The organism is Marinobacter salarius, from assembly GCF_032922745.1.
Taxonomy (GTDB): Bacteria; Pseudomonadota; Gammaproteobacteria; order Pseudomonadales; family Oleiphilaceae; genus Marinobacter.
Genome location: NZ_CP136693.1, coordinates 942,418 through 967,085 on the forward strand (window position 1 = coordinate 942,418; position 24,668 = coordinate 967,085).

Below are 24,668 nucleotides of genomic sequence, written 5' to 3' on the forward strand. Positions count from 1 at the left end.
CGCATCACTCCGGTAGGTACTCGCGTGTGATGATATTCTTCATGATCTGTGCAGTGCCGTCACCTATTTGCAGGCCCAGAACGTCGCGCAACCGCTGGGCGAAGGGTAAGTCCTCGCCGTAGCCGGTGTGACCATGAGCGAGCAGACACTGTTTCACCACATCAAACGCCAGTTTTGGCCCCCACCATTTATTCATCGCCGCTTCGGCATTGTGGGGCAGGTTGTTATCCTTTAGCCAGAGGGCATGGTAGCACTGAAGGCGGGCGGCATGAACGTAAGTCTGGTATTCCGACAATGGGTGAGTCAGGCCCTGAAAGGCCGACAGGTTCTGGCCAAAAGCGGTACGTTCTGTCAGCCACTGCCAGGTTTCATTCAGTGACTGCTGGGCAACCGCCAGACATTGCAGGCCGATCAGTGCGCGGCTGTAATCAAACCCCTGCATGACCTGTTTAAAGCCCTTGCCTTCGTCGCCCATCATGTTATGGGCAGGAACTTCCACGTTGTCGAAGAAGATGGAACCGCGGCCGATGGCGCGCTGGCCGTTGTCTTCAAAGCGCGTTGTGGAAATGCCCGGACTGTCCATCGGCACCAGAAACGCGCTGATGCCGGAGGCCCGTTGCTCAACACTACCGGTGCGGGCGAACACCACCGCGACGTCGGATTGGTCTGCCATGGAAATCGACGTCTTTTCGCCGTTGAGTACGTAGACATCGCCCTTCTTCTCCGCCTTCAGTCGCAGATTGGCGGCATCGGAACCGCCATGGGGTTCGGTCAGGGCGATACAGGCTACTTTCTGGCCGGAGGTCATACCGGCAAGCCACTCTGTTGCCAGGTCCGGCGCGGCGTGGCTGGCGATGATCTGGCCATTCAGTGAGGTGAGCAACGGGATATAGCCCACGTTGAAATCGCCTTTGGCAATTTCTTCGATGATCAGGCCACTGGTCACGCAGTCCAGGCCGCTGCCACCGAACGCTTCCGGTAACTCGCCGCCGAGCAGGCCCATGTCACCCATCTGCTGGATCACCGAGCGCTCGATTACGCCCTCCTGATCGCGTTTGCGGTAGCCCGGAGCCAAAACATCAGCACTGAACCGGGCAACGTTCTCACGGATGGCGTTTTGTTCTTCGTTGAATGCGAAATTCATGGTGTTCTCCGAGCGTTGTTTGCTGCCCGGTGGTTTCTCGCCACCGGGCGAGTCGGTTATTTCTGGTATTTACGGAAGTCCGGTTTGCGCTTTTCCTTGAAGGCGTTAACCCCTTCCTGGGATTCCTCGGTGTTGTAGTAGAGGCTCAGGGCCTGCATGCCGAGGGCGCCGATACCGGCAATATTGTCGCTGTCGGCGTTGAATGAACGCTTGGCAATCGTCAGCGCGGTCGGGCTCTTTCCGAGAATTTCGTCACACCAGCTGCGCACTTCGTCATCCAGTTGCTCGGGCGGGACCACAGCATTTACCAGCCCCCACTCCTGAGCCTGTTGCGCACTGTATTTACGGCACAGGTACCAAATTTCACGGGCGCGTTTCTCACCCACCACCCGTGAGAGGTAGGCGGTGCCGAACCCGGGGTCTACGGAGCCCACTTTCGGGCCCACCTGTCCGAAAATCGCCGTTTCCGAGGCAATGCTCAGGTCGCAGACCACATGAAGCACATGGCCGCCGCCAATGGCAAAGCCGTTGACCCGGGCGATAACTGGCTTGGGTACTTCCCGGATCAGGCGTTGCAGCTCTTCCACCGGCAGGCCGATCAGGCCGCGGCCGTCGTACTGTCCTTCATGGGCGCCTTGATCACCGCCGGTACAAAAGGCCTTGTCGCCGGCGCCGGTGAGCACGATAACGCCGATGTCTTTGTTCCAGCCGGCGGTATGGAAAGCGTCCAGCAGTTCCATACAGGTCTGGCCGCGGAAGGCGTTGTACCGGTCAGGACGGTTGATGGTAATGGTGGCAACGCCGTCGGTTTCGTCGTAGAGGATGTCTTCGTAAGTCATGATGCGTTCTCCAATGTTGTGCGATCAGTCGCTTAGCCGGCCATGGTCAGGCCGCCGGATACGCTGATCACCTGTCCGGTAATAAAGTTGGCGTCATCGCTGGCAAGCAGGGCGACGATGCCTGGGTAGTCGTCCGGCTGGGCCAGACGCTTCATGGGCACGGCGTTACGGAAGGCTTCCAGCAGCTTTTCCGGGTTGCTGGAGGTTTCCGCCACGCCCTTGAGAAGTGCGGTATCCGTCGGTCCCGGGCAAACCACATTCAGGCACACGTTCTTGGTTGCCAGTTCACGGGCAACGGTCTTGCTGAAACCCACCAGGCCAGCCTTGCAGGCGGCGTAGACAGATTCTCCGGAGGAGCCGACGCGGGCAGCATCCGAGGCGACGTTGATGACCTTACCGCCACCGGCGGCGACCATCTTGGGCAGCACCACATGGTGCATATTCAGTGCACCGGTGAGGTTGACCGCGATTAACTGGTCCCAGAGCTTGGGTTCGGTTTTCAGAAATGGCATGAAGCGGTCGAAGCCGGCGTTGTTCACCAGCACCGTTGGCACCCCCAAATCGCCTTCGATGGCCTCGACGGTGCTGATAATGGCGGCGTAATCGGTAATATCCGCTGCGTAGGCCTTGGCCTTGCCACCGGCTTCGTTGATCAGATCCACAGTGGCCTGGGCGGCGGCTTCATCGCGGTCGAGCACAGCCACCAGGCTGCCTTCCTCGGCAAAGCGCAGTGAGACCGCGCGACCGATACCGCCCCCACCACCGGTGATAATGACGGTTTTTCCGTTGAGACCTTTCATCGTTGTACTCCTGTTGCTGAGATAGATTGCCCGGGTCAGGCGCGCTTGGCCGGAGCGAGCCGGAGATCTTTCGCCTGCTCCCGGAGTTTGAACTTCTGGATCTTGCCGGACGCCGTGCGGGGCATGGCCTCGATCACTTCCAGGTATTCCGGCAGGTAATTCTTGGAGAGCTGGTGCCTGAGCAGATGGTCTTTGACGTCGTCCAGGGTCAGGCCATTGGTAGTCTCGTCCAGTGTGATATAGGCGCACAGACGTTCACCAAGTCGGTCGTCCGGGCAGCCCACCAGTGCAACGTCAGCGATACCGGGGATCTTGTAGAGCAGGTTCTCCACTTCCACCACCGGGATGTTTTCGCCGCCACGAATGACAACGTCTTTGGTCCGGCCAGTAATGCGGATATAGCCGTTTTCATCCATGCGAGCGAGATCGCCGGTGCCGAACCAGCCGCCTTCGTCCACGCCGTACAGCTCGGGGCGCTTGAGATAGCCGACAAACAGGCTGGCGCCTCGAACCATCAGATTGCCTTCCTCTCCGGTGGCCAGACTGTTGCCCTTAAAGTCGGTCACCTTGACGTCCATGTAGGGCAGTGTCTTGCCGTCTGACTGACTGGCACGCTCGGCGGGGTCTTCGGGGCAAGTCATGGTTACAGCGCCGTTTTCGGTCATGCCCCAGGCGGACACGATCCTGGCCTTCAGGTTCTGGCCGGCCTGTTCCACCAGCGCGCTGGGAATCGGGGCGCCTGCAGAGACAAAAATACGCAGCGAATCCAGCTCGCCTTCGTGTTTTGGCGCGGTTTTCACCAGATCGGCCAGAAACGGGGTTGCTGCCATGGTGAACGCCGGCTTCTCCGCCGCAATCACCTTGCAGACAAACTCGGCGTCCCAGATGTCCTGCAGGATCGCAGTAGTGCCCAGGTATACCGGCATCATGATGCCGTAGAGGAAACCGGTCTGGTGCGCCAGCGGTGACGCCATCAGCACCGTGTCGTCAGACGTCAGGTGCAAACGATCGGCGTACGGGCGGACGTTGGCGAACAGGGTGTTGGAGGTGTGCATAACCCCCTTGGGTTCGCCGGTGGTGCCTGAGGTGTACAGCACCTGAATGACATCATCGGCGGACGGCTTACGCTCCTCGAACACTGCTGCCGTGTCCACCTCCTGCTCCCAGGGCTTTTCGAGCAGCTGTTTTTCGAAACTGCGCTCGCCATCGCCGCCGATCACCAGCACGGTTTTCAGCTCAGGCAGATCACCGAGCAAGCCGTCGACCATGGCCTGGTAGTCGAAATTGCGGAACACCTTGGGGATGACCAGCAGCTTGGCTTCACCGTGCGCGAGCATGAAGCGGAGTTCGCGCTCACGGAAGATCGGCATCAGCGGGTTCAGCACAGCGCCTACACGCATGCAGGCCAGGTGCAGAGCGATGGTTTGCCACCAGTTGGGCAACTGGCACGCCACAACATCTCCTGGCTTGATGTCCATACCAACCAATCCAGCGGCAATGCGGGTGACGTTGTTGTTCAGTTCCCGGTAGGTCAGCGCCGTGCGGGTGTCTTCGCTGACACGGTAGCCAACAATGGCTTCGCGGTCCGGCGTGGCGGCGACGGCGTGGTCGAGATAGTCGGTAATGAGTGTGTCGTTCCAGGCACCGCTCTGAATCATGGCTGAGCGGCGTTCCGGTTGGGGAGTAATGCCTGTTTCCATTTGATTCACCTGTTGCATTGGTTTGTTGTTGTTGGCGGCCTGGTCAAAACGCAGGCCGTATCGTCTATTTCAAAATACGCCTGATCAAAATAATGTGTCAATATGTTGCCTTAAAAAAATAACAGGTCTAGACTCGTGTGTAGTTTTTGTCAGCCTATGAGTGCATAAAAGCTAGATTTTTAGTGGAGATCGTTATGATATACGGAAACATATTGCTGGAAAGGCGCGATCCCGTCGCATTGATTCGGCTCAACCGGCCGGAGGTGCACAACGCCCTGAATAACGCGCTGATGTCTGAGCTTTCAGATGCCCTCAAGGCACTGGAAGCCGACAGTGAGGTGCGTGCGATTGTGGTTACCGGTAATGACAACGCGTTTGCCGCAGGCGCGGATATCTCCGAGGCGCAAGCGCTGGATTTTTCCCGCGCGTACCGGAATGAATTTATTACCGCCAACTGGGAGCAGGTGACCCGCTGCCGCAAACCGGTTATTGCCGCAGTTGCCGGTGTTGCCGTAGGCGGTGGTTGTGAGCTGGCAATGATGTGCGACTTGCTGATCGCCGCTGATACGGCACGCTTTGGTCAACCTGAAGTGAAACTGGGCCTTCTGCCCGGCGCCGGCGGTAGCCAGCGCCTGACGCGAGCGGTGGGCAAAGCCAAGGCGATGGACTTGTGCCTGACCGGCCGAATGATGAGTGCTGATGAAGCTGAGCGCTGTGGCCTGGTGAGCCGGGTTGTGCCCGCTGATGGGCTTCTGGATGCCGCGATGGCCGTAGCCCGCGAAATCGCCGGCTATTCCCTTATGGCGACGATGGTGAACAAGGAGGCCGTGAACCAGGCATTTGAAACTACCCTGCGGGCAGGTATTGATTACGAACGCCGTTTGCTGTGGGCCAGCTTCTCAACAGACGACAGCAGTGAAGGCATGAACGCCTTTCTGGAGAAGCGCAAACCACAGTGGAAACACCGCTAACGGTGGTCGATCGGAGGACAGGTTATGAATATTCACTTTACCCCCGAAGAGCAGGCCTTCCGTGACGAAGTGCGGGCCTTTCTGAAACAGCAACTACCCGCGGATATCGCCAACAATGTCCGCCTCGGCCGGGCGCTGTCGAAACGGGATCATCAGCGCTGGCAGGCGATACTGAACAAGCAGGGCTGGTATGCGATCAACTGGCCCGAAGAATACGGTGGTACCGGCTGGACCGTGGTACAGAAACACATCTTTGAGGAAGAATGCGCTGCCTTTGGCGCGCCGCGGGTTATTTCCTTCGGCGTTAACATGGTGGCGCCGGTGATTATCCGGTTTGGCACGGAAGCTCAGAAGGCCTGGTACTTGCCGCGTATTCTCTCCGGCGAGGACTGGTGGTGCCAGGGCTACTCCGAGCCGGCTGCCGGTTCCGATCTGGCCGGCCTGAAAACCAGAGCCGAGCGTGAGGGCGACCACTATGTGGTCAACGGCCAGAAAACCTGGACCACGCTGGGGCAGCACGCCAACAAGATCTTCTGTCTGGTTCGAACCGACCCGTCGGCCAAGAAGCAGGAGGGCATTTCCTTCCTGCTGATCGACATGGACATCCCGGGCATCACGGTGCGACCAATCATCACTCTGGACGGCGAGCATGAAGTGAACGAGGTGTTCTTCGATGATGTCCGGGTGCCTGTGGAAAACCTGGTGGGTGAGGAAAACAAGGGTTGGACCTGTGCCAAGTACCTGTTAACTCACGAGCGTACCGGGCAGGCGGGCATCGGTTTGTCCAAGGCGGCGCTAACGCACCTGAAGGCCATTGCCGCGCAGGAAACCATAGGTGGCCAGCCGCTGGTGGACGATCCATTGTTCCGGGCGCGGATTGCCGAGCTGGAAATGCGCTTGCTGGCGGTGGAAATGAGCACGCTGCGGATTCTGGCCGCCAGCCGTGACGGTGGGGTGCCCGGGGCGGAAAGCTCGTTGTTGAAAATCCAGGGTTCGGAAATCCGCCAGGCCATCAGTGATCTGATGCGCAAGGCGCTTGGGCCCAATGCCCTGCCGTTTCTGGAGGAAGAGCTCAATCCCGGGTTTGATGACGAGCCCCTGTACCGCGATTACAGCGCTACGCCGGCAGGCCAGTACTTCAATTTGCGCAAACTGTCGATCTATGGCGGCTCAAACGAGATTCAGAAAAACATCATCGCCAAACTGGTTCTGGAGCTTTAGGAGGCATTATGGACTTCAACTTGAGCGACGAGCAGCAGATGTTGGCGGAAACCGTTCAGCGTCTGGTACGGGACATCTACACCTTTGAGCACAGGCTTGCCGGCTATCAGAGCGATGCCGGGGAAAGCCCGGAATTCTGGCAGCAAATGGCGGAACTGGGTATCACCTCGGTGCCGATAGCCGGCCGATACGAGGGGTTCGACGGGACCGGTGTGGAAAACATGCTGGTGATGAAGGAGCTGGGCCGTGGTCTGTGCCTGGAGCCCTTCCTCCATTCACAGATATACGCCGCCGGGCTGGTACAGCAATTGGGTTCTCCCGAGCAGCGCCAGCGATTGTTGCCCAAGGTGTCGGCCGGTGAATGTCGGCTGGCGGTCGCTGACGAGGAAGCAGGCACTCACTATCAACCTGATCAGGCTCGCTGCCGTGCGGTTGCCTGTGAGCGTGGCTGGCGCCTCAATGGCCGCAAGCGGGTGGTCATTGGCGGCGATTCCGCCCATTACCTGTTGGTGACCGCGCGAACCGAAGACGGACTAAGCCTGTTTATGGTCGATCCGGATGCCGAAGGAGTCAGGCGAATCGGGTATGCCTGTGTCGATGGCCCACGCGCCTGTGATCTGGTGCTGGACGATGTCTATATCGAGCCGGATGACCTGTTGGGGCAGCCCGGTAGAGCCTTGTCGGCCTTGCAGTATCAGCGCGGCAGGGCCCTGGCGGCCCAGTGCTCGGAAGCTCTGGGCAGTATGGAAGCGGCGTTTGGCCTGACCCTGGAGTATCTGAAATCCCGGCAGCAGTTTGGCAGCCCGATTGGTCGCTTTCAGGTGCTGCAGCACCGCATGGCGGATATGCGCGGCGAACTGGAGCTGGCGACGTCAATGGCGGTGCTGGCAGCCTGTGTTGCCGATGACCCGGACTCTGAAGACCGCAGTCGCAAGCTGGCGGCGGCAAAGTTCATAACCGCCAGAGCGTCACAAATGATGGCCGAGGCGGCCATCCAGCTCCACGGCGGTATAGGTATGACGTGGGAGTATGTGCTCGCTCACCATGCCAAGCGTCTGGTGATGTTGGCGCACCAGTTCGGGGACGACGATTTCCATCTCAGTCACTACTCGGCATTGCTGGAAACCCCAGCAGGGAATCAGCAGTCGGTTGCCGTTTAAAGGGCGAACGGGACACGCCCACCAAGACACACTAGCGGAGAAGACATCATGGCTAACAACGCAAGCTTTAACTGGGAAGATCCCCTGTTGCTGGATCAGCAACTGACCGAAGAAGAACGTATGGTGCGTGAGAGCGCGTACCAGTTTGCTCAGAATCAGCTCGCGCCGCGGGTTCTTGAGGCCTTTCGGCATGAGCAGACGGACCCGGAGATTTTCCGGGAAATGGGGGCAACCGGTCTGCTGGGCGCCACCATACCAACCGAGTACGGTGGTAGTGGTCTCAACAATGTGTGTTACGGCCTGATTGCCAGGGAAGTGGAGCGGGTGGACTCAGGGTACCGTTCGATGATGAGCGTGCAGTCGTCACTGGTGATGGTACCCATCTACGAGTTTGGCAACGAGGAAACCCGTCAGAAATACCTGCCAAAGCTGGCCAGCGGTGAATGGATCGGCTGTTTCGGGCTCACCGAGCCGAATCACGGTTCTGATCCCGGTGCGATGATCACCCGCGCCCGCAAGGTCGACGGCGGTTTTCGACTGACCGGTAACAAAATGTGGATAACCAACAGCCCGATTGCGGACGTGTTCGTGGTCTGGGGCAAGGATGATAACGGCGAGATTCGCGGCTTTGTACTGGAAAAAAACTGGGACGGCCTCAGTGCCCCCGCCATTCATGGCAAGGTGGGCCTGCGTGCGTTTATCACCGGTGAAATTGTGATGGATGAGGTGTTTGTTCCGGAAGAGAACGCGTTTCCGGAGGTGCGTGGACTGAAAGGCCCGTTTACCTGTCTGAATTCCGCCCGTTACGGCATTTCCTGGGGTGCAATGGGGGCTGCCGAGGATTGCTGGCACACGGCGCGTCAGTACGTGCTGGATCGCAAGCAGTTTGGGCGGCCTCTGGCTGCCAACCAATTGATCCAGAAGAAGCTGGCGGACATGCAGACTGACATTACCCTGGCGTTGCAGGGTTGTCTGCGCCTGGGGCGCATGAAGGATGACGGTACGGCGGCCGCGGAAATCACCTCGCTGATGAAGCGGAATTCCTGCGGCAAGGCACTGGATATTGCCCGCCTGGCCCGGGACATGCTGGGCGGCAACGGTATCAGTGACGAATTTGGTGTCGCCCGTCATCTGGTGAACCTGGAAGTGGTCAATACTTATGAAGGTACGCACGATGTGCACGCGCTGATACTGGGGCGTGCACAGACGGGGATCCAGGCCTTTTTCTGACGAACCGGGCAGCACGGAAAGGAGTTGATTGCGTTTTGCCCATTTTAGGACAGAACGCAGTCGCTCTCCGTCCTGTTTTTTAGTAATATTACGAAACTCTTTTGAGTGGTCGTCCGGCCACTCTTCCTTGTTTCATGTAAGACCAATTAGGCACTCACCCTGTACCTTTGGGGGATTACCGGTTACACAAATATCAAGGAAGATGCGGGCCTTCTGCCACACAATTCCAACAAACCGTTTACTCAGAAGATTCCCGCAATGCCCACAACCGTTCTTTCCGGCTTTACTCACAACTTCCTGGGTAATGCGCCCACCTGGTACAAACAGGTCATCCTGCTTTTCCTGATTGCCAACCCCCTGATTGTCTGGACCCTTGGCCCGGCCGTGGCCGGTTGGGCGTTGGTGGGAGAGTTTATTTTTACCCTGGCCATGGCGTTGAAGTGTTATCCACTGTTGCCGGGTGGGTTGCTGGCGATTGAAGCCCTGTTGGTGGGTATGACGTCAGCGGACGCGGTGTACCACGAGGTGTTGGTGAACTTCCCGGTCATCCTGCTGCTGATGTTCATGGTGGCTGGCATCTACTTCATGAAAGAGCTGCTGCTGGTGACCTTTACCCAGATTCTGGTGGGTGTGCGCTCAAAGTCCGCGTTGTCACTGCTGTTCTGTGCTGCTGCGGCCGTTCTATCCGCATTCCTGGACGCACTTACGGTCACGGCAGTCATCATCAGTGTCGCTGTCGGTTTTTACTCGGTGTACCACAAGGTAGCTTCCGGCAAGGGTTATCATCACTCTGATCACAACGCCAACAGCGACGAACACGTGATTGAGTTGCACCGGGAAGACCTGGACAAGTTCCGGGCCTTTCTGCGTAGCCTGCTGATGCACGGTGCTATTGGAACGGCCTTGGGGGGAGTGTCCACCATGGTGGGCGAGCCCCAGAACCTGCTGATCGCCAAGGTAGTAGGGTGGGACTTTGTCAGTTTCTTCCTGCGCATGGCGCCGGTGAGCCTGCCGGTGCTGGTGGCCGGCCTGACCACCTGCTGGCTGCTGGAAAAGCTGCGCTGGTTTGGGTATGGCGCCCGGTTGCCCAAGCCTGTCCGCCAGGTACTGGAAGAGTTTGCTGACAACGAGCGCACCAAGCGCACGAAAGCCGACCAGGCTGCCCTGTGGGTGCAGGCAATGGCGGCCCTGGTGCTGGTTGTTGGGCTGGCGTTTCACCTGGCAGAGGTAGGATTGATCGGTCTTCTGGTGATTATCCTGATCACCTCGTTCACTGGTGTTACCGATGAGCACCAGATCGGCAAGGCCTTCCAGGAGTCGCTGCCATTTACCTCGTTGTTGGTGGTGTTTTTCGCCATCGTCGCGGTGATTCACGAGCAACACCTGTTCAAGCCGATCATCGATTTTGTGCTCAGCCTGCCGCAGGACCAGCAGCCGGGCATGTTCTTTATTGCCAACGGGCTGTTGTCGATGATCAGCGACAATGTGTTTGTAGCCACCGTTTATATCAGTGAAATCAAACAGGCGCTGGACGCCGGCAGTATCGACTACGAGCATTTCCAGGAGCTGGCCATCGCCATCAATACCGGCACCAACCTGCCCAGTGTGGCTACCCCCAACGGCCAGGCCGCGTTTCTGTTCCTGCTGACATCCGCAATCGCCCCGCTGGTACGATTGTCTTACGGGCGGATGGTTGTGATGGCGTTTCCCTATACCATCGTAATGGGTGCGGTGGGCCTGTTTTGCGTCATCAATCTGGTTTGACCAAGCTGACATCGCCATACCAGGCGGTGGCAGATGCTCCGGTGTTGTCGGAATCCGACATGATGGCGACGCCCACCAGCTTCGGTGGCTCGCGGTCAAAGGCTTTGCGGTAGTCCGCAACGATATCCCGCTCCACCGTGACCCATTCGCCTGTGTTCGCCGTCCCGGAGTTCACAGCTACCATCATCGTGGTATCGGTGAACGGGTTGGCAACGATTTCGCCAACCGGCAGCCGGTTGGCCCATATGTAGTTCAGCGCATTGCCCGGCAGTTCCTCCCCGAACACCACTTCCACGGTCTTGCGTTTGGCGCGCTCGAAAAAGCCGGCTTCGTCCGGCTCGAACTCAAAGGCCACGTAGATTCGCGCAGGGTAGTCATCGCCCTCCTTTTTACGGGCGTTTCCCTGCTCATAGACGTTCGACACTTTCCACCGCCAGCGCAGGATCAGTGAATCCCCGGGTTCGACGGACACCCTGGCTATCAGCCCGGAGGCACTGTTGTCCGTGGTGGCCTTGACCACCTGCTCGCCGTTGTCGTCCGTCAACTGATAGCGACTGTGGCGGTCTATCTTCGGAAACTCCATCGGTTCCCAGCCATCTTCCAGGGACGTTATGGCCGAAAACGCGGTGATCAGAGAGTTTTCCGTGCTGTCAGCCTGGGCCGAAGCGGCCATCAATGAAAGTGCGAGGGCGGCCGTCAGGTATCTCGGTAGCGGTGTCATGGGGTGCTCCTATGGGTTTGTTTACTGACCGGTAACCGTCGAAAAAGTGCCTTGTTGTGATTTATCTTAGCCTATATAGTGTTTATATCCTTGGCTTAGTACCAGATATAGTGATCAAAGGCTGATCAATCACAGATCGCCCTCGTCACGATGATCGTGGTACCGGGAATCCGGTGAGACTCCGGAACTGACGCGCAGCGGTATTGGGGAACGAGCGTGGCATAAAGACACTGGCGAATGCCGGGAAGTCGCCACGCAAGGCCGAGCCAACAGGTTCACGCCCCTGAGTCCGAAGACCTGCCAGGGAATACAACTGCACCTTCGCGTATCAAGGTGAGCAGATCGGTTTTGCGTTGTCTCTGTTCAGAGCAATGCTCGCCCCTGCGTACGCGAAGGTCTTGGCATAAACGCGTACTCAGGAGAACCGACATGTCCACTGCTACCCTGGCCGAGCCCGGCCAATCTGCCTCAACCAGCACTGCCTCCCTACAGGTTATTAAACGTAATGGCGCCCTGGTTGGATTCGACGCCAGCAAAATCAGTGTTGCCGTGACCAAAGTGTTTCTTGCCGTCGAAGGCGATGAAGCGGCAGGCTCGGCCCGTATTCACGATTCCGTGGAACAGGTTACCCATCAGGTCATGCAGGCCATCAGCCGACGCTTGAAAGCCGGCGGCAAGGTGCACATTGAAGATATCCAGGACCAGGTGGAACTGGCGCTGATGCGGGCGGAGGAGCAGAAAGTGGCCCGCGCCTATGTACTCTACCGGGAGGCTCATGCCCAAGAGCGGGCCAGCCTGGCGCCGGTGGAGGCCCATCCCACGCTCACGGTGAAAAAAGCCAACGGTGAGGCCGCGCCGCTGGATCTGGGGCTGATGAAAGTCCAGGTGGAGCGTGCCAGCCAGGGATTGGAGGGCATCGATGGCGAATCACTGGTGGAAGGGGCGCTGCGGAACCTGTACGACGGTATCGCTGAGGAGGAGGTGCTGTCTGCGCTGATCATGACCGCCCGCGGCCGCATCGAGCAGGAACCGGACTACAGTGCCGTAACTGCTCGTCTGCTGCTGGAACAACTCAGGCTGGAAACCGCGGCCGCCTTGAGCCTGCCCCTAAGTTTGCCGCTGGCGGAAATATACCCGCAGGCCCTGAGCACCTTCATTGAGCAGGGTATCCACTACGAACTGCTCGACGAAGCCATGGCGGCGTTTGACCTGGAGCGGCTGGGTTCTGCCCTCAAGCCGGAGCGGGACCACCAGTTTGGTTTCCTCGGCCTGCAGACTCTCTACGACCGCTATTTCCTCAACTGGAAAGGTGACCGGCTGGAGTTGCCCCAGGTTTTCTTCATGCGCGTGTCCATGGGCCTGGCGTTGCAGGAAGATGACCCCAATGCCCGGGCCATTGAGTTCTACGACCTGTTGTCATCCTTCGACTACATGGCCTCCACGCCGACCCTGTTCAACAGTGGTACCCGACATTCCCAGCTTTCATCCTGCTACCTCACCACCGTTCAGGATGATCTGGAGGGTATCTATGGTGCCATCCGCGACAACGCCATGCTGTCCAAGTGGGCCGGCGGCCTGGGTAACGACTGGACGCCAGTCAGGGCTTTGGGCTCCCACATCAAGGGTACCAACGGCAGCAGCCAGGGTGTGGTGCCATTCCTGAAAGTGGTGAACGACACGGCGGTGGCGGTGAATCAGGGCGGCAAGCGCAAGGGCGCCGTGTGCGCTTACCTGGAAAGCTGGCACCTGGATATTGAGGAGTTCCTGGAGCTACGCAAGAACACCGGCGATGAGCGTCGTCGTACCCACGACATGAACACCGCCAACTGGGTACCGGACCTGCTGATCGAGCGCATGCGCAGTGATCAGGACTGGACCCTGTTCTCGCCAAACGACACTCCGGACTTGCATGACCTCTATGGCAACGCATTCCGGGAGCGGTACCAGGAATACGAGGCGATGGCGGCCATGGGCGAGATTACTCTGTTCAAGACGGTGTCCGCCAAACAGCTCTGGCGCAAGATGCTGACCGTGCTGTTCGAGACCGGTCATCCGTGGATCACCTTCAAGGACCCCTGCAACCTGCGCTCACCGCAGCAGCATCGGGGCGTGGTGCACAGCTCCAACCTGTGTACCGAGATCACCCTGAACACCAGTGCGGATGAAATCGCCGTGTGCAACCTGGGGTCCATCAACCTGGCGGCCCATGTCCACAACGGTGAGCTGGATGTCCAGCGCCTCGAACGCACGGTCAATACTGCGGTCCGCATGCTCGATAACGTGGTCGACATCAATTACTACGCAGTGCCCCAGGCGAAGAGTTCCAATTTCAAGCATCGGCCCGTTGGTCTCGGCCTGATGGGCTTTCAGGATGCGTTGTATCGGCTCAACCTGCCCTACACCAGCGCGGAAGCGGTGGAGTTTGCCGATGTGGCGATGGAGCAGATCAGTTATTTCGCGATCCGGGCCTCGGCTGCGCTGGCCGGTGAACGCGGTGCCTACGAGACCTACGAAGGCTCATTGTGGCATCAGGGTATTCTGCCCATTGACTCCATCAACCTGTTGAAAGAGGCCCGTCACGACGGCGACCTGAGCCTGAATGCCAGCAGCCGACTGGACTGGACGGCGGTGCGGGAACTCATCGCCCGCAATGGCATGCGTAACAGCAATGTGATGGCCATTGCGCCAACGGCGACCATCTCCAACATCGTCGGTGTCTCCCAATCCATCGAACCGGCGTACCAGAACCTGTTCGTGAAATCGAACCTCTCTGGCGAGTTCACGGTAGTCAATCCGTCGCTGGTCCGTGACCTGAAAGCAGAGGGCCTGTGGGACAACGTGATGGTCAACGACCTCAAGTACTTCGATGGCAGCGTGCAGCAGATTGATCGCATTCCGGCGGAACTGAAGGCCCGCTACGCCACCGCCTTTGAGATCGATGCCCGCTGGCTGGTGGAGGCGGCGGCCAGGCGCCAGAAATGGCTGGACCAGGCCCAGAGCCTGAACCTTTACATGGCGGAACCCAGCGGCAAAAAGCTGGATGAGTTGTACCAGCTGGCCTGGGAACGGGGACTGAAAACCACCTATTACCTGCGTTCGCTGGGGGCCACGGGTGCCGAGAAAACCGCGCCGGTAGCGGCACCGCAGCCACAGGTATGCAGCATTGATGAGCCGGACTGCGAAGCCTGCCAGTAAATCCGACCGCCACCAAGATTCTAGAGGTAAACAGATGCTTAACTGGGACGACGAACCAAACACCCAAACCTGCCCGGCTGCCCAGGAGGGTCCGGCCCCGGTCAATGTCGATGACAAGCGCGTTATCAACGGCGAAACCGATATCAATCAGTTGGCACCCTTCAAGTACCCCTGGGCCTGGGAATACTTCATGAATGCCAACAAAAACCACTGGACGCCGCTGGACGTGAACATGGCTCAGGACGTTCACGACTACCACCATCGCCTGTCCGCGCCGGAAAAGCACGTGTATGAGAACGTGCTGGCGTACCTCACTACCTCCGACATCCTGGCGATGCGCAACATCGGCCTGGCGGTGATGGAGAAAATGAGCGCTCCGGAATTGCAGATTTACCAGGCGCGGCAGGTGTACGAGGAAGCCATGCACACCTGGGCCTACCAGCACTGCATTGAAACCCTCAACCTGGACCAGAGCGAGATCTACAATCGCTATCGGGTGGTCCCAGCCATCAACGGCAAGATCCAGATGGCCAACCGCCGGCTGGATGCCGCCATGCGCTCTGACATGAACCTGCGCAACAAGGACGACCTGCAGGAGTTCATTATGTCCTACCTGTTCTTCGCAGCGGTCTTTGAGGGTGCCTGGTTCTACAACGGTTTCAGCCCCATCTTCGCCCTGCAGCGCCGGGGCCTGATGCGGGGCACCGGTGAGCAACTGCAGTACATCCTGCGGGACGAAGCCATGCACTTCTCGTTCGGGCTGAAAGTGGTGAACCAGATCCTGGAAGAGGAAAACATCACGCTGGACCCCAAAGCCGTGCGCGATATGTGGGACGAGTCCGAAGCCGCTGAAACCGCCTACGCCAACTACATCCTGCGGGACCCGATCCTGGGCTATTCCGCCGAGTACCACAGCGAGCAGTTCCGTTTTGTGGCCAATCGCCGGGCCAGAACCGTTGGCCTGGACGAACCGTTCCCGGGCGCGAAGAACGTCTCACCCTGGCTGGATGAGCAGGCCACCCTGCGCAAAGAGAAGAACTTTTTCGAAACCCGGGTCATCGAGTATCAGACCGGCGCGCAGTTGGAGTGGTAGCAACTTACTGACCTTCAGTTCGGCGGGCTGGCCGGCACTTACGTGCCGTTCAGAATCCAGCCTGCCGCTTTCTCCGCAATCATCAGTGTGGGGGAGTTGGTATTACCGCTGGTGATGGTCGGCATGACACCGGCATCCACCACGCGCAGGCCGGCGACGCCACGAACTCTGAGGTAAGGGTCGACGACTGCCATGTCGTCGTCTGCCCGCCCCATGCGGGTGGTTCCCACAGGGTGAAAAATCGTGGTGCCGATGTCTCCCGCCAACCGGGTAAGTTCCTCATCGGTCTGGTACTGAAGACCCGGCTTGAACTCTTCCGGCTCATACTTGGCCAATGCCTGTTGCTCTGCAATGCGGCGCGTTACCCGAAGGGAATCCGCCGCGACCTTACGGTCTTCCTCGGTGTTCAGATAGTTGGGGGCAATTGCGGGCTTGATTCTGGAGTCCCGGCTACGAATACGCACGGTACCGCGGCTCGTTGGGTTGAGGTTACAAACGCTGGCGGTAATGGCTGGAAAGTCATGCAAAGGCTGGCCAAATGCCTCCAGACTCAATGGCTGAACATGGTATTGGATGTTGGCGTGCTCATATTCTTCGGAACTGCGGGTAAACAGACAGAGTTGGGAGGGGGCCATGCTCATGGGGCCGGAGCGGGTAAGCAAATACTCCAACCCAATTCGTGCCTTGCCAACCAGTGAGTTAGCCATGGTGTTCAGGGTCTTCGCGCCCCGAACCTTGTAGACCGATCGAATCTGCAGGTGATCCTGAAGATTCTCGCCGACGCCGGGCAAGTCGGCAACAACCGGGATATCGTGCTCCCGAAGCAGATCCGCGGGGCCAATGCCCGACAACTGCAGCAACTGGGGGGATCCGATAGCGCCGGCTGAGAGGATGACCTCGCGACGTGCGTGGGCGGTAATTTCCCCCTCCCCCGGTCGTTCCACACGTACGCCGGTGCATCGGGGCTTTTCACCGGCCACCATGTCCAGCGCCATGACATGGGTGGAGTGCCACAGTGTCAGGTTAGGGCGCGTCTTGGCTGGCCGCAGGAACGCCTTTGAGGTATTCCAGCGCCAGCCGGAGCGCTGGTTGACTTCGAAGTAGTCAACGCCCTCGTTGTCGCCGCGGTTGAAGTCCCGGGTTCGGGGAATGCCAGCCTGAACGCAGGCGCTGGCAAAGTCCTCCAGAACGGTCCATTTCAGCCGTTGATGCTCGATCCGCCACTCACCGCCGTGGCCGTGGTAATGCCCGTGTTCGGGATCGGCGTCGCCCTCTTCGTCCAACCGGTAGTGATCTTCATGACGCATAAAGTCGGGCAGGCAGTTATCCCATGCCCACGCCTGCTCCCCGGTAACATCGGCCCAGTGATTGTAATCCCGGGCCTGGCCACGAATGTAAAGCATGCCATTGATGCTGGAGCAGCCACCCAGGGTTTTCCCCCTGGGGTAGATCAGTGATCGACCATTCAGGCCGGGGTCCGGCTCGGTGCGAAAGCGCCAGTCAGTGCGCGGATTGTCGATGCAATAAAGGTAGCCCACTGGAATATGGATCCAGTGGTAATTGTCACGACCACCCGCCTCGATCAGCAGCACCCGGTTGGCCGGGTCGGCGCTCAGACGGTTGGCCAGCAGGCAGCCGGCAGAGCCGGCTCCGACAACGATGTAATCAAACTCGTGCTGCCCGTGTGCATTGTTGTTATTGGACATGGTCTGTCTCCCGGACTGGTTTGCGTGTTACTTGGCGGTTGGCATCACGAATTCGGCACCGCCATCGATGGAGTCTGACCAGCGCTGCATAATGGATTTCTGCCGAGTGTAAAATTTTACGCCCTCTTCACCGTAGGCATGGGTGTCGCCAAACATCGAGCGTTTCCAGCCACCGAATCCGTGCCAGGCCATGGGAACCGGAATGGGCACGTTGATACCGACCATACCAATCTGAATGCGACGGCCAAACTCACGGGCGACGCTGCCGCTCTCAGTGAAACAGCTGACACCGTTGCCAAATTCATGATCATTGATCAAACGGATGGCGGTCGCAACATCGGGAACCCGCACACAGGCGAGCACTGGTCCGAAGATCTCTTCCCGGTAAATCGTCATCTCCGGAGTCACATGATCAAACAGCGTGCCACCCATCCAGAAACCTTCGTCGCAGCCTTCGCCCGTTGACGCTGCATCGAAGTCGCGGCCGTCGACCACCAGTTCAGCGCCTTCCGCAACACCCTTATCAATATAACCGGTAATGCGCTGGTGAGCGCCGGCACTGACAATCGGACCCATTTCGGCGTCCAGTTCCATGCCGTTCCTGACCTTTAGGCTGCGTGCCTTCTCTGCCAGCCTGGGGATCAGTTTGTCAGCGACATCACCGACCAGAACCGCCACGCTGATTGCCATGCAACGTTCGCCGGCACTTCCATACCCAGCGCCAATGAGCGCATCCACGGCTTTGTCCAGATCGGCATCGGGCATAACCACCATGTGGTTCTTGGCTCCGCCGAGGGCCTGAATGCGCTTGCCATGACGGGCGCCATTTTCATAGATCAGATTGGCAATCGGAGTGGAGCCGACAAAACTCAGTGCCATAACGTCCGGGTGCTCAATGAGCGCTTCCACCGCACCCTTGTCACCCTGCACCACATTGAACACGCCGTCGGGCAGACCAGCCTGTTTGAGCAGGTCAGCGAGCATCAGTGACGCACTGGGGTCGATCGGGCTGGGCTTGAGCACAAAGGTATTGCCGGCTGCGATCGCCACCGGGAACATCCACATGGGCACCATCACCGGGAAGTTGAACGGCGTAATACCAGCGACCACGCCCAGGGGCTGGCGGGTCGTCCAGTTATCGATACCGGTACTGACCTGCTCGGTATAGTCGCCTTTAAGAAGCTGGGGAATACCGCAGGCGAACTCCACGATATCAATCCCCCGGGCGACTTCCCCCTGAGCGTCGGTAAAGACCTTGCCATGTTCGCGAGTAATCGCTTCGGCCAGTTCGTCTTTGTGCTGGTTAAGCAGTTGCAGAAACCTGAACATGACACGTGCACGACGAATCGGCGGGGTGTCCGCCCAGCTTGGGAAGGCGGCAGACGCAGCGGCCACGGCCTGATCTACATCATCGCGGTTGGCAAGAGCAGTCTGGCCTGAGACCTTGCCGGTAGCGGGATTGAATACGTCCTGCGTTTGGCCGGAGCTGCCTTCTGAAATTTGCCCATTGATATAATGCTGGATCGTTGGATTGCTCATGGTTGCCTTTTCCTGTTTTTGATTCAGTTTGTTGTAAGTGTTCTGGAAGCCCTTAATCAGGGCATTCGTCGTTGTTGGATAAGGATTGAACAGATAATTTACGATCGCTCAGGCATCGAAGCAATTGAGTTATTCTAAATCATGATATAAGTATTGCTTATATTGTGACTCAGGAGGGGGAAACGGCTATGCAACACTTGCAGGGATTACGTGCCTTTGTGTCTGTGGCTCGTGAGGGAAGTGTTTCCAGGGCTGCCGAGCGACTGCATCTGACACAGCCGGCCGTGAGCCTGAAATTGAAACAGCTACAGGATGATCTTGGCCTCAGGCTTTTTCGGCGTAAGCCGCAGGGGTTGGTGCTGAGCGCTGATGGTCACAACCTGTTGCCGGTGGCAGAAAAGGCGTTGGCGGGAATAGCCGCATTTGAGCAAAGCGCCCAGGCATTGCACAGCACTGTTCGCGGACGCCTTAAGATAGGCACCATCGTGGATCCGGAATTTATCCGTCTGGGGTCGTTTCTACACCAATTGGTGGCTCGCGCGCCCCAACTTGAAACCGAGCTGCATCAGGGGATGAGTGGCCGGGTTCTGGAACAGGTCCGTAATGGCAGCCTGGACGTTGGTTTTTTTCTTGCCCCGCCAGGTCTGGGCGCTGGACAGTCATCGCCAGAGTTAATGTACAGAGAGCTGACCCGGTTTGACTATCACGTTATTGCACCGGCGGGATGGGCGTCACGGGTGGCGGACAGTCGCTGGTCGAGCCTCGCCGGGCTGCCCTGGATCGTGACGCCGCCGGATTCAGTGCACAATCGGTTATTGGCTGACGCAATGGAGCCTCACGGATTGGTTCCAAATGGCGTTGCACAGGTCGACCAGGAAGCCTGCATGCTGGACCTGGTCAGGGCGGGCGTCGGGCTCAGCCTGGCCCGGGATGCCCTGGCGATGGCAGAGCGACAGGAACGGGGGCTGGTCGTTGTGGAAGGCGTGCGTATCCCCTGTGCCCTGAGTTTTATCTGGCGCAAGGACCGGGAGGACGAGCTGGTGATTGCAGAGGCGCTGGAGGCTCTTGCCGGTGTGTGGTTGTTTGATACCCTCGATGCTGCCGAATCCGCCAAGGTTGGCGGTACGAGGCCTAATGATGAAAAGGTCGGTCCGTAAGTCAGGTAGCATTCATGGCTGGCGTCAGAAAGACCACGAGGCGAACAGGGCGCTGAAACTTTTTTGGAATAAACGCCAGGCTCAGCCGTCTCCCTGATGAAAGCCACCCGAAACGGGTAAATCAGGAGGACGTAACCATGAAAAAGCATGTACTGACATTCGCAATCTGTTCCATTCTTTCCACCGGCGTTTTCGCCGCAGAAGGGTCTGGCGCGGCCAATGCAAACGCGCAGGCTGAGAACAACATGAGTGCGGAAGCCAGCACCCGCAACGGTGTTTCCGCGAATGGTGGTGCCTCTGCAAGCGCAGAGGGCAGTGTCAACGGCGAAGCCGCTCGAGACGAAGCTGCCGACCAACGCCAGGCGGCCAGCGAAGAAGCCCGTGGAAGGGCCGATCAGGCAGTCAGCGCCGGCGTTGAAACCGGCGAGAAAGTGCGAGCAACCGCCGATGCCACAGCGGACACGGCTCGCGATGAAGTTGGTGAGAAGCGCGAACAGGCGCAAGAGCGCATGAATGAGACCCGAAATGCCGAGATTCGCGCTGAAACCAATCAGCAGATCGGAACGTCTGTATCTGACAGCGTCCGGAGTGAAGTGCAGAACACCGTCAAGGGGACCGTGAAAGGGTCCGGCAGTGGCGGCCTGCTATAACCACTCCTCCAGACTCGCCGGGCCATAGGGCCCGGCTTTCTTTTGGACGCCCAAGTGAAAGGAGCAGACATGCAGTTGATTCAACGTATTTTGACCTTGCCCCTGGCCATTGGCCTGGCGTCACCGGTATTAATGGTTCAGGCGCAGGAGAAAGCGTCAGCGAACGGTTACCTTGAAGGCGGTTACGAGCACGACAGCAACGTGACTGTGGATGAACTGAACACGTCCGCCGATGAGAGCGATCAGGCCTGGGTTTTCGACGCCGGTCTGGAAGGCATCCTGAAACCCACCGAGCGGTTAAACGTGACACTCGGCTATTCGCTCTCGGGCAGACGGTACCAGAACCTTGATGAATTCGATCAGAACATTCACCTGCTGTCGGCCGATGTCAGTTATGACTTCGACCCGGTCACCGTTGGCACCAGTTATTACTATTCCCACGCAACCCTGGGGGCAGATCCGTTCCTCGATTTCCGGCGTGCCAGTGTCTACCTGGGCAGCCTGCTCGCGGAGGACGTTTATCTGCGGGGCAGCCTGCAGGACAAGCGCAAGGAATTTGATGACAGTGATGCGCGGGATGCCGAGATAAAAGGCGCCAGTCTGGACGCATTCTTCTTTTTCAACCAGGCCCAGAGCCACTTTCTACTCGGCCTCGACGGTGATCGCGAAGATGCGGAGGCGGAAGCCTATGACAACGACCTGCTTCGCGTTCTGGTAGCGTTGGTGCATCGGTTTACCCTGGCAGGCGAGGAAAACCGCCTGCGGCTTGGCTGGCGTTACGAGGACAGGGAGTATGAAGAGGTGACCGTCACCAGTACCAGCCCGGTTCTGACGGACCCTCTGACCGGCGACCTTACCGAACGCTCAAGCAATGAGCGGGCGGACAAAGCCCGTATTCTGGAGGCCAGCTGGCGGATTGGACTCAATGAGGTGTTCAGTGTTGAGCCCAGTGTTTCCTGGGGCCAGTACACGTCGAACGTGGATTCCGCGGATTACGACAAGACGGTGGCGGGGGTGACGCTCAGGGCGGATTTCTGAAACCCGGCAGTCAGAAATCCAGAAAGCCGTGACCGAATTCGGTGTCCCGGCCAGGACGGCCAAGATCCTTCGCTGCATTGATCAGGGCACCAACGGCCTTGTCTTCCGAAAGTTCATTGCGTTGGCAGGCCAGCGCTGCGGCAACCACCGGCGACGCCAGCGAGGTGCCGCTGTCTGCAACCATGCCGGCATCAGGGTGTGCTACCGGAACGGTGACGCCGTTGCTGGCAAACATCACCTGTTCACCCCGATTGGCCCAGCGGTAGAGTTTCCCGGAACTATCAGCCGCCGTCACACCGATCACTTCCGTGTAGGCGGCCGGATATAATGGCGGGGCAGAGGGCCCTTGATTGCCTACCGCCGCAACCATCAGCACGCCGCGCTCCCTGAGGCGGCTCACCGCCGCGGCGAGAAGCTGGTTGTCCGGGCCGGTCAGGCTGATGTTGATAACCGACAAATCCTGACCGGCCAGCCAGTTCAGGCCTTCCAGTAAATGACCAAGTGTGGCGCCTGAGAGGGTGCGATCCCGGTCATAAAACACCGAGGCATTGAAGATCGTAGCCTGCGGCAGCCGGGCAGGCCATTGTCCAGGCCGGTTTCCCACCAGCAGGCTGGCGACGGCCGTGCCATGAATCGCCGGCTCAGTCAGTGTTCCATCCACTTCCGCCAATGCCAGAAAACGCTCCTGCACAACCTGTGCACTTTCAAATACCCGATGGTCTGTGGCAATCGACGTGTCCACCATTCCAACGCGAACCGGGGCGGTGCAGAGGCTACGCCACTGTGGCATTTTGGTCTCTGACAGGGGCTCTTTTGCACCCGTTTGCGGAGCATAGATATGGTTGCGGTCCAGTCGATCCGCGAGTTCTGGTAGGGCGTCCTGTAGGGCATTATGGGAATCCAGCTCGGCAGTGACCCGGAACCGCACCACGGTCATTCCCAGACCGGTCAGCTCGCGGCGCTCGAGAATTGTGATCCCGGGTCGGTCAAGGTGGGCGAGTTCCGCTGCGGTACCGGTCACCAGCCACTGACCTTCCACTGCCCGGAAACCGTCGTCCAGTTGGATATCATTGAACGCTTTCTGTCCCTGACGCGTGAGGATGGGAAGGACCGATGGTAACGCTTCGAGCTGTTCCATGAGCTCTGTGGCCTGTGTGTTGATCTGCTTCTCAAGGCGACGATCCATGGCCTGCTCCACCATGCGCTGTGTCTTCTGTTCAACCTGGCGGGTTATCGGATCTATCTGGCCGCTGGTTACGTCACCGACACCGATGGACAAGGCCGGTGCGGAAAGCGTGCAAAGAGCGATTGCAGGAAACAAGTGTCTCAAGAGAAAAGGTTTCATCGTGCCCGTCCGATTAAAGATGTGTGTTCTACGATACAACGGCCCGGTGGGAAAAAAATTCCTTCGTTCATGGAATAAATCGGTTTCCCGACCGTTTTACCGATAACACCTTTGGAAATGGAAGGCTATGAAAGAGGAAATCACCGAACTATTACCAAGGCTCCGACGATTCGCCTACTCGTTGACCGGCTCCCTGTCAGACGCCGACGACCTGCTACAGAATACGGTGGAGCGTTTGTTGACCCGGGACATGCCGGACGACGCCGATCTTACCAAGTGGGCATTCCGGGTTTGCCGTAATGTCTGGATAGACGAGTGTCGCGCGCGCAAGGTTCGGCGGGATGCCGCGGAGCATCCGGAGTTGACGGATGGCCAGGTGATCAATGGCGAGCACCAGACCACCAAAGAGATCGAGTGGCACCGGGTAGACGCTGCGATGGCAAGGCTGCCACAGGACCAACGCCAGATTATCTCCCTGGTGGCAATCCAGGGCATGCCCTACAAAATCGTGGCTGAGATTCTGGAAGTGCCCAAGGGTACGGTGATGAGCCGGCTGGCCCGAGCCAGGGCGGCATTAAGCGAGGCCCTGGCGCCTGTAACCATGAGGACCGATTCATGAAGATGACTGATGAAACCCTGTCGGCTTTCCTCGATAACGAACTGACCGACGCGGAGATGGAAGCGGTTCGGGACCAGATTGAGAAGGATCCAACGCTGGCAGATCGACTGGCCGAGATGGCGTCCGTGGATGCCGAACTACAGGCCCATTACGGCTCGATTGATGACCATCCCATGCCGGCTTCGATTATCCAAATGCTGGAGGAAAAGGCCTCCCGGAGCGCTGCGCCCGGGCGGGACAATGTGGTCACCTTTCCGTGGTGGCGCAGGCTGCCCGGCCACACGGGTAAAGCGATCGCCGCCGCTATCATCGCGGGGGTGGCGCTGACGCAATGGCTGACGGTAGCAACGGACGGCGATCCGATGTCGCCCGCGGTGGCGAACGTTCTGGATAGCCAGCCCAGTGGCGAGGTTTACCAGGTTAATGACCAGGCGAGCCTGGCGCCGAGACTGACGTTCCAGAGCCAGGCCGGCCAATGGTGCCGTCAGTTCCGCCTGGAGACGCAAACGTCCGCGTCGGAGCAAATTGCCTGTCGCACTGGTGAGGGTTCCTGGGAACAGGTGGCCACTGCCGAAGCGGAGCCTTCCCTGGCACCTGATGCATACCAGACAGCGAGCGGTGGCAGTGTGCTTGACGAGGAATTGGACCGGATGATGGCCACGCCCCCCGTTGGGCCGAACCAGGAGCGTGCGTTGCTTGAACAGCAGTGGCGGAGCGATTGACAGCCCTGCCTCCCAGCAGTTTACGGCTACGGCAGATGGAAACACGGAAGAATC

20 protein-coding genes and 1 riboswitch are annotated in these 24,668 nt (G+C 58.7%); of the genes, 12 read left to right on the forward strand and 8 right to left on the reverse strand.

The window, feature by feature from the left end:
- Positions 1–4: 4 nt before the first annotated feature.
- The 4 genes from aliB to R1T46_RS04350 are packed head-to-tail and all read right to left on the reverse strand — an operon-like array spanning position 5 to position 4,483.
- A complete protein-coding gene (gene aliB / locus R1T46_RS04335) occupies positions 5–1,144 on the reverse strand; it encodes a cyclohexanecarboxyl-CoA dehydrogenase (protein ID WP_317307459.1) in 1,140 nt (379 codons plus the stop codon).
- Between the two features lie 56 nt (positions 1,145–1,200).
- On the reverse strand, positions 1,201–1,983 hold the full coding sequence (locus R1T46_RS04340) for an enoyl-CoA hydratase-related protein (protein WP_317307460.1): 783 nt from the start codon (positions 1,981–1,983) through the stop codon (positions 1,201–1,203).
- A 32-nt stretch (positions 1,984–2,015) separates the two neighbouring features.
- Positions 2,016–2,783, reverse strand: coding sequence for an SDR family NAD(P)-dependent oxidoreductase (locus R1T46_RS04345; protein WP_317307461.1), 768 nt, complete (start codon positions 2,781–2,783; stop codon positions 2,016–2,018).
- Between the two features lie 35 nt (positions 2,784–2,818).
- Positions 2,819–4,483: an AMP-binding protein gene (locus R1T46_RS04350; RefSeq protein WP_317307462.1), complete on the reverse strand. Its 1,665-nt coding sequence runs from the start codon at positions 4,481–4,483 to the stop codon at positions 2,819–2,821.
- Positions 4,484–4,677: 194 nt separating this feature from the next.
- Between R1T46_RS04350 and R1T46_RS04355 the strand changes: the two genes are divergently transcribed.
- From R1T46_RS04355 to nhaB, 5 genes are all read left to right on the forward strand, one after another.
- The gene (locus R1T46_RS04355) at positions 4,678–5,454 is read left to right on the forward strand and encodes an enoyl-CoA hydratase (RefSeq protein WP_317307463.1); all 777 of its coding nucleotides are present in this window, start codon (positions 4,678–4,680) and stop codon (positions 5,452–5,454) included.
- Positions 5,455–5,478: 24 nt separating this feature from the next.
- Complete coding sequence (locus R1T46_RS04360) at positions 5,479–6,675, forward strand: acyl-CoA dehydrogenase family protein (RefSeq protein WP_317307464.1); 1,197 nt, start codon at positions 5,479–5,481, stop codon at positions 6,673–6,675.
- Between the two features lie 8 nt (positions 6,676–6,683).
- Complete coding sequence (locus R1T46_RS04365; RefSeq protein ID WP_317307465.1) at positions 6,684–7,835, forward strand: acyl-CoA dehydrogenase family protein; 1,152 nt, start codon at positions 6,684–6,686, stop codon at positions 7,833–7,835.
- A gap of 48 nt (positions 7,836–7,883) precedes the next feature.
- Entirely contained in the window at positions 7,884–9,065 is a 1,182-nt protein-coding gene (locus R1T46_RS04370; RefSeq protein ID WP_317307466.1) for an acyl-CoA dehydrogenase, read from the forward strand.
- Positions 9,066–9,323: 258 nt separating this feature from the next.
- Positions 9,324–10,829, forward strand: coding sequence for a sodium/proton antiporter NhaB (gene nhaB, locus R1T46_RS04375; RefSeq protein WP_288353156.1), 1,506 nt, complete (start codon positions 9,324–9,326; stop codon positions 10,827–10,829).
- On the opposite strand, the gene R1T46_RS04380 is transcribed toward nhaB, so the two are convergent.
- A complete protein-coding gene (locus tag R1T46_RS04380; protein ID WP_407070119.1) occupies positions 10,816–11,550 on the reverse strand; it encodes a DUF3047 domain-containing protein in 735 nt (244 codons plus the stop codon). The genes nhaB and R1T46_RS04380 overlap by 14 nt on opposite strands.
- A gap of 125 nt (positions 11,551–11,675) precedes the next feature.
- Positions 11,676–11,870: riboswitch (cobalamin riboswitch) on the forward strand.
- Between the two features lie 109 nt (positions 11,871–11,979).
- Between R1T46_RS04380 and R1T46_RS04385 the strand changes: the two genes are divergently transcribed.
- Both R1T46_RS04385 and R1T46_RS04390 read left to right on the forward strand, forming a co-directional pair.
- On the forward strand, positions 11,980–14,745 hold the full coding sequence (locus R1T46_RS04385; protein WP_317307467.1) for a ribonucleoside-diphosphate reductase subunit alpha: 2,766 nt from the start codon (positions 11,980–11,982) through the stop codon (positions 14,743–14,745).
- Complete coding sequence (locus R1T46_RS04390) at positions 14,717–15,838, forward strand: ribonucleotide-diphosphate reductase subunit beta (protein WP_317307468.1); 1,122 nt, start codon at positions 14,717–14,719, stop codon at positions 15,836–15,838. The genes R1T46_RS04385 and R1T46_RS04390 overlap by 29 nt, the downstream gene beginning before the upstream one ends.
- A gap of 38 nt (positions 15,839–15,876) precedes the next feature.
- Here R1T46_RS04390 and R1T46_RS04395 read toward each other — a convergent pair whose 3' ends face one another.
- Entirely contained in the window at positions 15,877–17,544 is a 1,668-nt protein-coding gene (locus R1T46_RS04395; RefSeq protein WP_317307469.1) for a GMC family oxidoreductase, read from the reverse strand.
- 27 nt (positions 17,545–17,571) lie between these two features.
- Positions 17,572–19,083, reverse strand: coding sequence for a CoA-acylating methylmalonate-semialdehyde dehydrogenase (locus tag R1T46_RS04400; protein ID WP_317307470.1), 1,512 nt, complete (start codon positions 19,081–19,083; stop codon positions 17,572–17,574).
- Between the two features lie 188 nt (positions 19,084–19,271).
- Between R1T46_RS04400 and R1T46_RS04405 the strand changes: the two genes are divergently transcribed.
- The 3 genes from R1T46_RS04405 (at position 19,272) to R1T46_RS04415 (ending at position 21,928) form a co-directional block, all read left to right on the forward strand.
- Positions 19,272–20,240 carry a LysR family transcriptional regulator gene (locus R1T46_RS04405; protein ID WP_317307471.1) on the forward strand — a complete coding sequence of 323 codons (969 nt, stop codon included), beginning with the start codon at positions 19,272–19,274 and terminating at the stop codon, positions 20,238–20,240.
- 137 nt (positions 20,241–20,377) lie between these two features.
- Positions 20,378–20,890: a hypothetical protein gene (locus R1T46_RS04410; protein WP_317307472.1), complete on the forward strand. Its 513-nt coding sequence runs from the start codon at positions 20,378–20,380 to the stop codon at positions 20,888–20,890.
- A 69-nt stretch (positions 20,891–20,959) separates the two neighbouring features.
- A complete protein-coding gene (locus R1T46_RS04415) occupies positions 20,960–21,928 on the forward strand; it encodes a surface lipoprotein assembly modifier (RefSeq protein ID WP_317307473.1) in 969 nt (322 codons plus the stop codon).
- Positions 21,929–21,938: 10 nt separating this feature from the next.
- Here the strand turns inward: R1T46_RS04415 and R1T46_RS04420 are convergent, their stop codons facing one another.
- Entirely contained in the window at positions 21,939–23,273 is a 1,335-nt protein-coding gene (locus R1T46_RS04420) for a S8 family serine peptidase (RefSeq protein ID WP_317307474.1), read from the reverse strand.
- A gap of 127 nt (positions 23,274–23,400) precedes the next feature.
- On the opposite strand from R1T46_RS04420, the gene R1T46_RS04425 reads away from it, so the two are divergent.
- Together R1T46_RS04425 and R1T46_RS04430 are read left to right on the forward strand one after the other, a co-directional pair.
- On the forward strand, positions 23,401–23,892 hold the full coding sequence (locus R1T46_RS04425) for an RNA polymerase sigma factor (protein ID WP_041332886.1): 492 nt from the start codon (positions 23,401–23,403) through the stop codon (positions 23,890–23,892).
- A complete protein-coding gene (locus R1T46_RS04430; protein ID WP_317307475.1) occupies positions 23,889–24,614 on the forward strand; it encodes a hypothetical protein in 726 nt (241 codons plus the stop codon). Before R1T46_RS04425 ends, R1T46_RS04430 begins: the two co-directional genes overlap by 4 nt.
- Positions 24,615–24,668 lie beyond the last annotated feature (54 nt).

What these genes read in the sequence shown, in the direction of transcription:
- aliB (WP_317307459.1), bottom strand. Translation starts at nt 1,144, where the DNA reads ATGAATTTCGCATTCAACGAAGAACAAAACGCCATCCGTGAGAACGTT.
- R1T46_RS04340 (WP_317307460.1), bottom strand. Translation starts at nt 1,983, where the DNA reads ATGACTTACGAAGACATCCTCTACGACGAAACCGACGGCGTTGCCACC.
- R1T46_RS04345 (WP_317307461.1), bottom strand. Translation starts at nt 2,783, where the DNA reads ATGAAAGGTCTCAACGGAAAAACCGTCATTATCACCGGTGGTGGGGGC.
- R1T46_RS04350 (WP_317307462.1), bottom strand. Translation starts at nt 4,483, where the DNA reads ATGGAAACAGGCATTACTCCCCAACCGGAACGCCGCTCAGCCATGATT.
- R1T46_RS04355 (WP_317307463.1), top strand. Translation starts at nt 4,678, where the DNA reads ATGATATACGGAAACATATTGCTGGAAAGGCGCGATCCCGTCGCATTG.
- R1T46_RS04360 (WP_317307464.1), top strand. Translation starts at nt 5,479, where the DNA reads ATGAATATTCACTTTACCCCCGAAGAGCAGGCCTTCCGTGACGAAGTG.
- R1T46_RS04365 (WP_317307465.1), top strand. Translation starts at nt 6,684, where the DNA reads ATGGACTTCAACTTGAGCGACGAGCAGCAGATGTTGGCGGAAACCGTT.
- R1T46_RS04370 (WP_317307466.1), top strand. Translation starts at nt 7,884, where the DNA reads ATGGCTAACAACGCAAGCTTTAACTGGGAAGATCCCCTGTTGCTGGAT.
- nhaB (WP_288353156.1), top strand. Translation starts at nt 9,324, where the DNA reads ATGCCCACAACCGTTCTTTCCGGCTTTACTCACAACTTCCTGGGTAAT.
- R1T46_RS04380 (WP_407070119.1), bottom strand. Translation starts at nt 11,550, where the DNA reads ATGACACCGCTACCGAGATACCTGACGGCCGCCCTCGCACTTTCATTG.
- R1T46_RS04385 (WP_317307467.1), top strand. Translation starts at nt 11,980, where the DNA reads ATGTCCACTGCTACCCTGGCCGAGCCCGGCCAATCTGCCTCAACCAGC.
- R1T46_RS04390 (WP_317307468.1), top strand. Translation starts at nt 14,717, where the DNA reads ATGAGCCGGACTGCGAAGCCTGCCAGTAAATCCGACCGCCACCAAGAT.
- R1T46_RS04395 (WP_317307469.1), bottom strand. Translation starts at nt 17,544, where the DNA reads ATGTCCAATAACAACAATGCACACGGGCAGCACGAGTTTGATTACATC.
- R1T46_RS04400 (WP_317307470.1), bottom strand. Translation starts at nt 19,083, where the DNA reads ATGAGCAATCCAACGATCCAGCATTATATCAATGGGCAAATTTCAGAA.
- R1T46_RS04405 (WP_317307471.1), top strand. Translation starts at nt 19,272, where the DNA reads ATGCAACACTTGCAGGGATTACGTGCCTTTGTGTCTGTGGCTCGTGAG.
- R1T46_RS04410 (WP_317307472.1), top strand. Translation starts at nt 20,378, where the DNA reads ATGAAAAAGCATGTACTGACATTCGCAATCTGTTCCATTCTTTCCACC.
- R1T46_RS04415 (WP_317307473.1), top strand. Translation starts at nt 20,960, where the DNA reads ATGCAGTTGATTCAACGTATTTTGACCTTGCCCCTGGCCATTGGCCTG.
- R1T46_RS04420 (WP_317307474.1), bottom strand. Translation starts at nt 23,273, where the DNA reads ATGAAACCTTTTCTCTTGAGACACTTGTTTCCTGCAATCGCTCTTTGC.
- R1T46_RS04425 (WP_041332886.1), top strand. Translation starts at nt 23,401, where the DNA reads ATGAAAGAGGAAATCACCGAACTATTACCAAGGCTCCGACGATTCGCC.
- R1T46_RS04430 (WP_317307475.1), top strand. Translation starts at nt 23,889, where the DNA reads ATGAAGATGACTGATGAAACCCTGTCGGCTTTCCTCGATAACGAACTG.